The 12,058-nt window shown below is 61.0% G+C and carries 9 protein-coding genes; 7 read left to right on the forward strand and 2 right to left on the reverse strand.

All coding sequences use genetic code 11. The features are described 5' to 3' along the window. The 4 genes from DTI93_RS08910 to DTI93_RS08925 all read left to right on the forward strand — a co-directional run bounded on the left by DTI93_RS08910 (position 1) and on the right by DTI93_RS08925 (position 5,846). On the forward strand, positions 1-2,982 hold the full coding sequence (locus DTI93_RS08910; protein WP_249080592.1) for a glycosyltransferase: 2,982 nt from the start codon (positions 1-3) through the stop codon (positions 2,980-2,982). Between the two features lie 134 nt (positions 2,983-3,116). After that, complete coding sequence (locus DTI93_RS08915; protein WP_081563372.1) at positions 3,117-4,007, forward strand: hypothetical protein; 891 nt, start codon at positions 3,117-3,119, stop codon at positions 4,005-4,007. 49 nt (positions 4,008-4,056) lie between these two features. Further along, positions 4,057-5,310: a glycosyltransferase gene (locus DTI93_RS08920; protein WP_197981651.1), complete on the forward strand. Its 1,254-nt coding sequence runs from the start codon at positions 4,057-4,059 to the stop codon at positions 5,308-5,310. Further along, entirely contained in the window at positions 5,307-5,846 is a 540-nt protein-coding gene (locus tag DTI93_RS08925; protein WP_043559663.1) for a hypothetical protein, read from the forward strand. Before DTI93_RS08920 ends, DTI93_RS08925 begins: the two co-directional genes overlap by 4 nt. Positions 5,847-6,009: 163 nt before the next feature. Here DTI93_RS08925 and dps read toward each other — a convergent pair whose 3' ends face one another. Together dps and DTI93_RS08935 are read right to left on the reverse strand one after the other, a co-directional pair. Next, on the reverse strand, positions 6,010-6,516 hold the full coding sequence (gene dps / locus DTI93_RS08930; RefSeq protein WP_043559660.1) for a DNA starvation/stationary phase protection protein Dps: 507 nt from the start codon (positions 6,514-6,516) through the stop codon (positions 6,010-6,012). A gap of 90 nt (positions 6,517-6,606) precedes the next feature. Then, positions 6,607-9,111, reverse strand: a complete 2,505-nt coding sequence (locus DTI93_RS08935; protein WP_249080547.1) for a glycosyltransferase family 2 protein — start codon at positions 9,109-9,111, stop codon at positions 6,607-6,609. A 255-nt stretch (positions 9,112-9,366) separates the two neighbouring features. Here DTI93_RS08935 and pstC point away from each other — a divergent pair, with 255 nt between their 5' ends. From pstC to pstB, 3 genes are read left to right on the forward strand one after another with little or no spacing between them, the layout of a single operon-like run. Continuing rightward, entirely contained in the window at positions 9,367-10,311 is a 945-nt protein-coding gene (gene pstC, locus DTI93_RS08940) for a phosphate ABC transporter permease subunit PstC (protein ID WP_081562574.1), read from the forward strand. Next, complete coding sequence (gene pstA / locus DTI93_RS08945; RefSeq protein WP_043559651.1) at positions 10,308-11,216, forward strand: phosphate ABC transporter permease PstA; 909 nt, start codon at positions 10,308-10,310, stop codon at positions 11,214-11,216. Before pstC ends, pstA begins: the two co-directional genes overlap by 4 nt. 20 nt (positions 11,217-11,236) lie before the next feature. Then, complete coding sequence (gene pstB / locus DTI93_RS08950; RefSeq protein WP_198027217.1) at positions 11,237-12,043, forward strand: phosphate ABC transporter ATP-binding protein PstB; 807 nt, start codon at positions 11,237-11,239, stop codon at positions 12,041-12,043. Positions 12,044-12,058 lie beyond the last annotated feature (15 nt).

Here is a 12,058-nt window from a genome sequence, read left to right on the forward strand (position 1 = left end):
ATGCAGGCCAGCTTCATCCCGGGTTATGGTCGTCTTCTCCGGGTACAGGATGAGGCCCGTTGGACAGCCCGGCATATGCAGGCCATCCAGACTGCGTTTGATGAAGGCCGGGCCTGCCTGACCCAGGGCAGGCGGGAGGATGGTCTCTTCTGGCTGAAGCGGGCCGAAGCGCTGTCCGGGCGGGATGACAATATCAGCTTTACCTGTGCCATGGCTCTGCTGGAGAGTGGTGCCATTCCGCAGGCCCTGCCGCGGCTGGAACGTCTGTGGGCCCGGTATGGGCTGCGGGAAGCCGGGCTGGCTCTGGCAGGAGGGTATCTGCGATGCGGGGCCACCGGGCCAGCGGCCCGCATCATGGGGCAGGTCCTGTCCCGGAACAGTCTGACGGTGGAGCATCATGCCCTGGCGGACAGCCTGTCTTTTCCTCTCGGGGTGCCGGGCTGGGCCGTGCTGTCCAATGCGGGGGCTCTGCGGCTGCGTGCAGTTGGCCCGGTGGACCTTGTGCTGGATGGCCGACGTTTGGGAACAGTGACAGCCGGTGTGCATGATCTGGCCCGGCTGGTGCCGGAGGAGGCCGGACCATGGTGGCGGGGTCAGCAGCTTGTCGTGTTGTGTCATGACCGGCCGGTATTGGGGAGCCCGATCGACATACAGGCCCTGATACGTTGCCAGTCGCTGGTCATGGCGGAGGCGGAGGGTGTCCGGGGCTGGTTGTGGTATCCTGGTGAGCCGGACTTTCTGCCATGGTTGTGGGTGGAGGGGCATGAGGATCCGCTACGGGTGGACCGTCCTGCGGAAGCCTTCAGCAGTACGGCCCTGCTGCAACGGCCCCGGGGTTTTTACCTGCCTTATGCGGACTGGCCCCGCCTGCTGCACCGCCCGACCGGTTTTCAGGATCAGTATGACCGTCTGCTGAAGGGCGCTCCGCTTGATCCCGCTCTGGTACAGCTGATGCGTACGCCAGAAGAGGGGGGAAACAGGAGGAAGGGCTGGACGAAATCGGGGTGCCGCATGGTCCGGAAGCACGGCGGGGCCGACAGGCGGAAAGACGCTGTGGGGACAGGCTGTGCCATCATTGTGCCGGTCTATCGGGGGGAGGCCGAGGTGCGGGCCTGTCTGGCCTCCGTTCTGGCCACCATGCCGGACTCCTGTCGCCTCATCATCGTGGATGATGCGTCCCCGGATGCCGGGATTCGGGATCATCTGGACAGGCTGGCGGCGGCGGGCCGTATCATCCTGCACCGGCAGATGACGAACCAGGGGTTTGTCAGCAGCATCAATGCTGGAATGGCCCTTGTGCCAGCCGGGTGGGATGTCATTCTGCTCAACAGTGATACGCTCGTTTCTGGCAATTGGGTGGAGCGCCTGTGCCATTGGTTGCGTCTTGAGCGGGCAGGGACGGTCACGCCTTTCTCCAATGCGGGGGGGCTGACATCCTATCCGTCGCATGAGCGTGACAACCCGGCGCCTGATCCCGCAGCCTTGGCCGCCATGGACAGGCTTTTGCAGGAACAGGCGGAAAGTGTCCGGCCGGTGGTGGAGCTGCCGACGGCCAACGGGTTCTGCATGGGGATTGCAGCAGCCTGTCTGGCCGAGGTGGGGCAACTGAGAGGGGCTTATTTTGCCCAGGGTTATGCTGAGGAGAATGATTTCTGCCTTCGGGCTAGCGAGGCTGGCTTCCGCCATCTGGCCGCTGTGGATGTCTATGTCCTGCACCATGGGCATGGGTCTTTCGGGCAGGAGGCAGTGCCTCTCCTGCGTCGCAATCTGGACATACTGAATCGCCTGTATCCCGGCTATGATGCGGCCATACAGCGGTGGAAGAAGGTGAATCCGTTGCGGGATTACCGCCGGCTGCTGGACGGGCGGCGGCTGCGCCAGCACAGGGAGCGTTTTGTCGGAGCGGTGGCCCTGTTCCAGCATCGTGGGGGCGGAGGGGTGGCCCGTGCTGTGAGAGAGCAGGCGGCCCTGCTGGGGCAGGCGGGGCTTCTGCCCATCATTCTGGAGCCTACGGAAACAGGCTGCCGGGTGGTCAGCCCCGTGGAAGGGCTGGAGGCCCCCAATCTGGTGTTCACCCTGCCAGCAGAACAGCCCGTGCTGCTGGCTTTTCTGCGCCAGCTCGGCGTCCGTCTTGTTGTGTGGCACCATATGCTGGGCCATGAGCCGGGTCTGCGTGACCTGCCGCAGCAGTTGGGCGTGCCGTATGATGTCCATGTGCATGACCATGTCTGGTTCTGTCCCCGCATCGCACTGCTGGACAGGCATGGCCGCTATTGCGGGGAACCCTCCATGGCGGGCTGCATGGAATGTCTGGGGCGGGGCAGCGTGTTGGCGGATGATGGGCTGACACTGCCTGCTTTTCTGGCCCGCTCGGACAGGGAGCTGCGTCAGGCCCGCAGGATCGTGGCCCCGTCCATGGATGCGGCCTCTCGGTTGAGGCGGCACATGCCCGGCCTTGGGGATATCAGCATCGAGCCGCTGGAAGATGACTGGCAGATCAGGGCATCAGGCCCCCTGTTGCGCAGTGAGCGCCTCCCAACGCCGGAGCGGCCTCTGAAAATACTGGTTCTGGGGGGAATCAGCCGCTGGAAAGGTCATGATGTGCTTCTGGCGCTGGGGCAGCACATCCAGAGGGAAGGGCTTCCTCTGCAACTCATAGTTGTTGGAAGTACGCATGATGACACGGCCAGCCTTGCGGCGGGCATCAGGGTGACTGGCTCTTATGAGGACAGGGATGTTCTGCCCCTGATAGAGGATGTGAAGGCGGATGTTGGTTTCGTGACATCCATTGCCCCCGAGACATGGTGCTATGCGCTGGGCTGGTTGTGGAAGGCCCGGCTGCCGGTCGTGGGCTTTGATATCGGTGCTTCTGCGGAACGTCTCAGGCAGGCGGGGCCAGCCTGGGGACAGGTTCTGCCGCTGGGGCTTCCGGTGGAACGGCTGGCTGGTGTTTTCCTGCGGGAAAAATGTCGCCAGGAGTGAACCGTGCCCATATATGACGATGACATTTTGCAGAATATTATCAAATCAGTTATGATTACAGGGACATTTTAAGATGTTCTGTGCAATGTGGGCGCCTTGCGCTTGACGCATGGAAGATGATCATCGGAGATAGCATGCCAGAGACGGACACAGAACAGCCTCGTCATCGTGTTGTGGACCTGAAGGCGGGAGCCCACGTGATGACGCTGGACGCCGGCGTTTTTTGTGTGTTTCACGCCCCGGGCCAGGTGGAAGCTGGGCCGAGCGGACTGCCGGGTGTGCGGATATCCCGGGCACCGGGTGTGCCGGAGGATGCTGTCGAGGTTGTCACGTTTGCTGCCGATGGCTGGATGGGAGCTGCCAACAGCGCTGCGCTGGTAAGGGTGAGGCGTGGTCCTGCCGGTGTGATGGTGACGACCTATCAGGATGGTCAGGCAGGAAGTGAAACGCCCCGCCTTCAGGTGATCAGCCTTATCAGTGGGGTACCGGCGGACCCGGCTGCGGGCGCCATGGCGGAAGGGAACCGGGTTGGTGGCAGCAAGGCTTCCGTCTCTGGTGCTGTTGGTGGGGCAACCCGGGATGTTGTGGCCCATATCCAGCGTCGTGGTGATGTGGGCGGTGCTCTTGGTGAATGGATCGGACAGGTCGACAGCAAACGCTGGATCGAGGGTTTCGCCGTTCGTCCCGAGGGGCCTGTCCGGGCCAAGGATATTGAATATCAGGCCGTTCTGGGGCGTGGTTGGCTGTCTCCCTGGTCCGAGGGAGGGCAGTTCTGTGGTTCACGGGGGATGTCCCTGCCGATTCTGGGGCTGCGGGTCCGCCTGAAGGGTGAGGCTGCCCATAAATGGACGGTCAGGCTGGCGGCCAGCTTTACGGATGGCACGAAGGTGGGACCCATCGAGGGGGGAGAGGAGGCTCTTCAGGCTGAGAGTCTGGCCCCGCTGGAAGGGTTCCAGCTTGAGTTTGTCCCGGTGAAGGGGCAGGGGAAAAACCAGGCTGCGGCGGCTTCTGGCAAGCGCAAATAAGGCCGTAGAAGGGGGTTGCAGGCAACGGCCCTGACAGGGCGTCAGGGGCATGATCAGGCCGGGGGAAGTGGTGCGTTTTCTTTTTGTTCATCAGAGCTTCCCAGCGCAATATGCCCATATGGTGGCTCATCTGGCCCGCAGGCCGGAGCATGACGTTGTGTTCATCACGGCGGGCAAGGGGCCGGATATTCCCGGTGTCCGCCGGGTGCTCTATCGTCCGCCGGAGGTGAGGCAGGATGGGGCGCATCCGTTCGTCCGGGAGATGGACCACGCCATCCATCGGTCTGAGGCCATTGCGACAGTGGCCCGGTCGTTGCGGGATCTTGGGTTCCGGCCAGATATTATCATTGGGCATCATGGCTGGGGGGAGCTGCTGAATATCGATTCAGTCTTTCCCGGTGTGCCCGTGCTGGGTTATTTCGAGTTCTATTATGGGCTGGAAGACCGGGACATAGGGTTTGACCCGGAGTTCCCCATGCCGCAGGAAGCGGGCCTTCTGATCCGCTGCAAGAATGCCATCAATCTTCAGGCACTGGCCGGGCCGGGGGAGGGGCAGACACCGACCCGTTTCCAGCTGGGAACGTATCCGGCCTGGGCGCAGGAGAAGATCACCCTGCTGGATGAGGGGGTTGACCTCACCCAGTATCGGCCTGACCCTTCGTTGCGGCAGAAGCCATTCCGGCTGGGAAGCATCAGCGTTGCCCCTTATGAGACGCTGGTGACCTATGCTGCCAGGAATCTGGAACCATACCGGGGGTTCCACAGTTTCATGCGCTCTCTTCCCGCCCTGATGAAGGCTCGGCCGGACTGCCGGGTCATTCTGATGGGGCAGGAGGATGTCAGCTATGGTCTTCCCCCGGCGGGTGGCGGCACCTGGCGGCAGACCATGCTGAGGGAGCTTGAGGGCAAACTTGATCTTTCCCGCATCCATTTTGTCGGCTGGCTGGAGAGGGAGCAGATGGTCCGGGTTCTGCAGCGTTCGGATGCCCACATCTATCTGACCTACCCTTTTGTCCTGTCATGGTCGCTCAGGGAGGCCATGGCCGTGGGCTGTCCGCTTGTGGCCAGTGATACGGCCCCGGTGCGGGAATATCTGACGCACGGGGAGACGGCTCTTCTGGTTCCTTTCCTGCAACCGGATGCCATCGGTGATGCTGTCCTGCACCTTCTGGAAAACAGGACACTTGCCGAGACGCTGGCTCATAATGTACGGCGCCATGCAGAAAATGTGCTGGATGTAAGGCAGTACCTTGCCCAGTATGAGGCCTTGATAGGCAGAATGACAGGTCGTGAGGGAATATGAACATGCCGGAGATGGACAGGGCTGCCTTTCAGGCATTGGTGGCTGGCTGGATTGTCAAGAAATCCCCGTCTTCTGCGCCGCAGCGGCTGACGGAAGAGGACTTTGCCCAGCTGGAAGATGCTGCCTGGCGGAGCTGGTGGGCCGGGCAGGCTGGGGCTGAGGAGAATCCGGCAGAGAAAGCCATGCTGAAGAGCGTGACCGAGGGCTGGATCGTGCAGCGGGAGCGGGGGGGCATACCGGGGCCTCTGGGGGAAGAGGATTTCAGGGCGATCATGAATAGCCTGAAGCCCGAGAGAGTTCCGCCTGCCGTGCCTGAACCTGTTGTGGAGGCCGAGCCGGAGGCCGTGTCCGAACCGGACCAGCCTGTCCTGCAGCCCTTGCCTGCAGATGCCAACATCAAGGACTGGCGTGCCGATTACATGCCGGATGATCTGGGGGCCGGAAACGACGTCCTGCCGGATGGTCGTGCTGTCAAGGATGTTTTGAAGGAAGATCCTTTCTATTTCGCACGGCTTCATCTGGCTCTGTCCCTCTGAGGGCAGATACGGTGCGGAGATTGGGAAAGGGTGGCTGTGGCCACCCTTTTTTCATGCCTGAAAGGGATGCGGGTGTCGGGCAAAGAAAAAGGCATGCCCCTGTGGGAGACATGCCTTTTCCCGGTCAGCACGAAGCCCGAAGGCCCCGGTGTGGCCCAAACCCTTAGCGGGGGCCTGCTTCAGCCTGGAGGTGAGCCTCGAGGAACCAGAGGTTCTTGTCCAGCCCGCGGGAGATCTCGGTGAAGATGTCGGATGTATCTTCATCGCCAGCTTCGGCCGTCACCTTGATGGCTTCACGGACCTTGTTGGCCACGACGCCATAACGCTCTGCCAGAGCCTTTACGTGGTCATGCACGGTGTAGATGTCCGTGGGGTACGGAGCGCAGTTGGTGTTCTTCTGCACTGTCTGCACGGTACCGAGAGCCACGCCACCCAGCTGGACGGCACGCTCTGCGGCGGTATCGACAAAGCCATCCAGCCCGCTGCGGAAGCCGTCCAGCATCTCGTGTACGCCGATGAAGTTGACACCCTTGAGGTTCCAGTGGGCCTGCTTGGTCACCAGTGCCAGGTCGATCAGGTCAGCCAGACGAGCATTCAGTGTCTCGATGGAAACAGCCTTCGTGTTGTCCGGTGTGTTGTTGCTGGTGTGATAATGATTGATCTTGCTCATCATAGTGCTCCTTCGTGTTCTCCCGTCCTTCACTGGAGGGGAGAAAACTTTTTCAGAAACCGGGAGGGACTCCTCCGGGCCTCGTTACCCTCAGGACCATAAATCCTCTGGGTTGCGGAGGTCAAAGAAGGTCCTCAGGTCCTGCCGGAAATAATGTGGGTATGCCGGATCATTTTTAAAGAGCGGATTGTCTTTCCATCGTTCCAGCATGATCTGTTTTTCGTTGAAAAAACGGGCCTCATGTTCCGGGCGGTCGTCACTCCCCCGGGAGAAGCTCTCATGATGGACGGCTTCCGCCTCGGCGCAGAAGAGGATGCGGTACCCGTTGTCGCGGATTTTCAGGCAGAGATCGACATCATTGTAGGCAACGGTCAGGCCGACTTCATCAAATCCCCCCATGGCATCAAAGAGCGGGTGGGAGACCAGCATGGCAGCCCCGGTGATGGCCGTCACCTCGTGGCTGATACACAGGCGCCCGATGTAGCCGAAAGCTTTCGCCGGCTGGAGACGATGGACATGGACCCCGATGATGTCTGGCCCGACAGCCACACCAGCATGCTGGATGGTGCCATTGGGGTAGAGGAGCCGGGCCCCGACGGCGCCAACATCCGGTGCGGCCTGTGTTTCCTGCACCATCCATTTGAGGAAATCCGGCTGGGTGACGATGACGTCATTATTGAGGAAAAGCAGCAGGTCGCTGTTGCTGTGTCTGGCTGCCAGATTGTTGAGCCGGGCGTAGTTGAACGCTTCTTCTACATGCAGGATGCTGATCCTGTCATGGTTCCGTATTCCGTCCAGCCATGCCAGCGTTTCCCTGTGTGTAGAGAAATTGTTCACAAGGATGATGTCGAAGGCACTGTAGGTCTGGGTGTCCAGGAGGGATTCAACACAGCGCCGTGTCATGTCCAGCTGGTCCCGGAAGGGGATGATGATGCTGACGGCAGGCTGCTTCCGGAACGGCCAGCGAATGGAATAGAGGCTGAGATGCTCCACGGAAGAAACGGTCGCCTTGATGCCACGGCGTTTCAGATGCTCGGTGATACAGGCTTCACCGGCCCGGATGGCATTGCCCTTGTTGCTGACACTGCTGGACGTGGAGTTGGGGCTCTTGCGCCAGTGGTACAGAATTTCCGGTACGTGGTGGATGGCCTCGCGCGGGATGATCTCCACGGCACGGAGGAGGAAATCATGGTCCTGTGCCCCGTCATGGCGGCTGTCCAGTGGGCCGGTCTGGCGGACAGTGTCTGCCTCCATGAAGGTGAGATGGCAGATATAGTTGCAACCCAGAAGGTAGCGGTAGTCATAGTCGGGTTTCAGGTTTGGTTCGAGGAAGTGCCCTCCAGCATCCACCTTGTCCTCGTCGCAGTAGAGCAGCCTGGCGCCGGTCTCCAGCGCAGCCCGGACCATGTTCTCCAGGGCGACATCCACCAGCAGGTCATCATGGTCGAAGAAGGCAATGTAGGCGCCCTTTGCGTGGCTGATGGCCTTGTTGGTTGCCCCGGCAATGCCCCGGTTCACTTTCAGTGAGAATGTGCGGATTCTTCTGTCTTTCCGGGCATATTCCCTGAGGAGCGCTCTGGTCCGTTCACACTGGCTGCCATCATCGACAAGGATGAGCTCCCAGTTTTCATAGGTCTGGTCCAGAACGGATTCGACAGCAGCGCGGAACTCCGCCTCATCTGGCCGCCATGTCGGGCAGAGGACGGAGACGAGAGGTGTTTCCTTCAGCGGACGGGCCTTGCGCAGCAGGGCTGTCTGTTCCCGCAGGAGGGGGTAATAGCTTTTTGCCCAGCGGTCATAATGCTGGAGGCTGAGCGGCTTGCGGGGAATCAGCGAGCGTGTGGTGTTGCGCAGGGCTGTCAGCTGCTGGTGCAGGGCGGCGATGCTGTTTTCAATCTGTACGAGTTTTGCCGTCAGCTGGTCATCGGCCAGGGCCGTGACCAGCGGGCTGCCGACAAGCGGGATTTCGTCAGGCAGGCTGGTAATGGTGATCTCGTGGGGAAGGCCATCATGATAGCGCTGGGGGATGGGCAGCTCGAATCCGCAGTTGGGGGCGCTTTTCAGGAACTCGACAACATCGCCCCGGTAGCAGTCGGCCCGGACAGTCCCGACCGGCACACCATCCACCCTGACAGACACGACAACATGGCCGGACCAGTCAGCCCCCGGATGATTGCGGGAAACGACCCAGCCCCGCAGCAGCCCTTCGAACATGCCATCAACGCAGCTCTGATATTCGGTCTGGGGCGGGCGTGAGAAGGTGAGGGTCTCATGCGCCCTGTCGGGCTGGTCCTCATCGGGGAAGAGAAGGGCGGTGCGGTCATCAAAGCGGATGGAGATGCCGTGCTGTGCGCCATCACAGGCTTCCGGGGGGAGCCTGAAGCGGAAGCCCAGCTTGTTGCTGGGAATACGCAGGATCTGGCGGACATCCTCCCGTTTGAGGTCGCAGAGAACCTGCATGACTTCCTGGCCATCCACCAGGACATGCAGCAGGACAACACGGGACGGCTCGTGCAGGTTGACAGCCCAGCCTGCAATGATGCCGTTCTGGCTGTCCACCGTATCAACAAAACCCTGGAACTGATGTGCAGGCATTGTCCTCTCCTGAAATCAAGGTCTGGTGAAAGATGTCTGTTTCATAATTGTGAAATATTTCCGTGCCAGACACATGGCATTTTTCATTCCGAAATGAGGAATACAGAAAAAAGCGGGTTCTTCCACCATCAAAGTGGGACAATCGCTTTTTCTGACGGTTGTTCTTTGCGGGCAGGGACGGTAATGCACGAAGGCGAGGCATCCTTCATCATGAGGGCAGGCCTCTGAAGGTGAAACGGTCAAGGCTTCGGATACATGCGCATGACGCCCGTATTGCGTTCATCACACCGTAGAGCGGGGTTCGACGCCGTTTTCCATGGGTTGCTCCTGCTCTGCTCACTGCTGGTGCTGGCCATGCTTGGCGGGCTGATCCTGCTGATGGCCACAGGCGGCTGGCAGGCTTTCACAAGGTTTGGCCTTTCCTTTTTCACGACAGTCTCGTGGAATCCCGTCAAGGATACATATGGGGTTCTGGCCCCTCTGCTGGGGACACTCGTCAGCACGCTCATTGCCATGCTGATTGCCGTCCCCATGGCGTTTGGTACGGCCTTCTGGCTGACCTACATCGCCTCGGGGCGGTTTGCCTCCATCGTCGGGACGACCATCCAGCTTCTGGCGGCCGTGCCCTCCATCATTTTCGGCATGTGGGGGTTCCAGACCATCGTCCCGTTCATTGCCCGTGATGTACAGCCTTTCCTGAACCATCATTTCCGGCATGTGCCTGTTCTGGGGTCCGTGCTTTCCGGTCCTCCGGTTGGTACGGGGCTTGTGACGGCCGGTATCATATTGGCGGTGATGATCGCTCCATTCATCACGGCGGTGATGGTGGATGTGTTCGGGGCGGTTCCCCCCATGCTGCGGGAAAGTGCCTACGGGCTGGGGGCAACACGCTGGGAGATGATGCGCAAGATTGTCGTGCCCTGGTCCCGCAATGGCATGATCGGGGCGATCGTGCTGGGCATGGGGCGTGCACTGGGTGAGACCATGGCCGTGACTTTCATCATCGGTAACGTGACGACCGTGGGCTGGTCCCTGTTTGCGCCACGCAGCACCGTGGCCTCGCTGATTGCTCTCCAGTTCCCGGAAAGCCCGGAAGGCTCCCTGCGTCTCTCGTCTCTCATGGCGCTGGGCTTCATCCTCATGCTCCTTTCCTGTGTCAGCCTGGCGCTGGCACGTTGTCTCAGAGGGAAACGTCAATGACGGAACCTGTGATCTCTCCGGCATCTTCCAGCGAGGCCGACAGGGCCGGTTCTGAGTCGGGGCGATGGCGTCCGGGGCGCAAGGCCCTGCGGCGGCAGATGCTGGATTATGTGGCGACAGGCGTCAGTATTGTGGCGGGGAGTGTCCTGCTTCTGGTTCTGGTCTCCATCCTCTGGACGCTGCTGAGCCGTGGGCTGGTAGGTCTCTCATGGGCAACACTGACGCACAGGATGGGGCCTCCCGGTTCTGGTGGCGGGTTGGCCAATGCCATCGTGGGCAGCCTTTTGCAGACGGGTCTTGCCCTGTTGATGGCGGCCCCGGTCGGGCTGATGTGCGGCATCTATCTCTCCGAATATGGGCGCAAGGGCAATCATTTCGCCAGCGCCGTGCGGTTTGTGGCGGACATGCTGATGTCGGCCCCGTCCATTCTGATCGGCCTGTTCATCTATCAGCTGCTTGTCGTGCCATTCGGTCACTTTTCCGGGTTCTCCGGTGCTGTGGCGCTGGCCGTGCTGGCCCTGCCTCTCATCGTGCGGACAACGGAGGACATGCTCCGCCTGGTACCAACGGCCATGCGGGAGGCGGGAGCGGCCCTGGGAGCGGCCCGCTGGCGGGTCATCCTGTCCCTTTGCCTGCGTTCGGCCCGCAAGGGCGTGACGACCGGCATTCTGCTGGCCCTGGCCCGCATGGGGGGGGAGACGGCTCCGCTGCTGTTCACATCGCTGGGCAATCAGACCATGTCCACCGACATGACCCGGCCCATGGCCAGCCTGCCCATCGCCATCTACCAGTATGCCGGTGCCTCTTATGAGGACTGGGTGCAGCTGGCCTGGACGGGTGCCCTGCTGGTGACGTTCGGCGTACTGCTCATCAACATCACCGTGCGGCTTTCATCCCGTCACTGAAATCAAGGGAAGAGAATTTCATGCCTTCTGCCTCGATGTCATCTGCCAGCCTGTCGGGCAGGGAACCTGTACAGGATGTCGCCCTTTCAGTACGGGACCTGAACTTCCATTACGGGACGCACCATGCCCTGCATGGCATTTCGCTGGATTTCCCGGCCCGCTGCGTGACGGCCATGATCGGCCCCAGCGGGTGCGGCAAGTCCACCCTGCTGCGTGTCTTCAACAAGATTTACGCCCTTTACCCCGGCCAGCGGGCCACGGGTGAGGTGATGTTCGATGGACGCAACATCCTTGATGATTCCATCAATCTGGACATGCTGCGCTCCCGCATCGGGATGGTGTTCCAGAAGCCGACGCCGTTTCCCATGTCCATTTATGACAACATCGCTTTTGGCGTGCGCCTGCATGAGAAGCTGAACCGTACGGAGATGGACGAGCGGGTGCAGGACGTGCTGACCCGTGTCGCCCTCTGGAACGAGGTCCGGGACCGGCTGAATGCCCCGGCGACCGGGCTTTCCGGCGGGCAGCAGCAGCGTCTCTGCATTGCCCGCAGTATTGCGACCAGGCCGGAGGTTCTTCTGCTGGATGAGCCGACCTCCGCTCTGGACCCGATCTCCACAGCCCGGATTGAAGAGTTGCTGGATGAGCTGAAAGAAGAGTTCACCATTGCGATCGTGACGCATAACATGCAGCAGGCTGCACGTTGTGCCGACCGTGTCGCTTTCTTTTATCTCGGCAGGCTGGTGGAGGTGGATACGGCAGACCGTATCTTCACCAACCCTCGTGAGAAGCAGACACAGGACTACATTACCGGCCGGTTCGGATAAGCGGGAAGGGGAGAG

It is taken from the genome of Parasaccharibacter sp. TMW 2.1884 (genome assembly GCF_023337695.1).
GTDB classification, from domain to species: Bacteria; Pseudomonadota; Alphaproteobacteria; order Acetobacterales; family Acetobacteraceae; genus Bombella; species Bombella apis.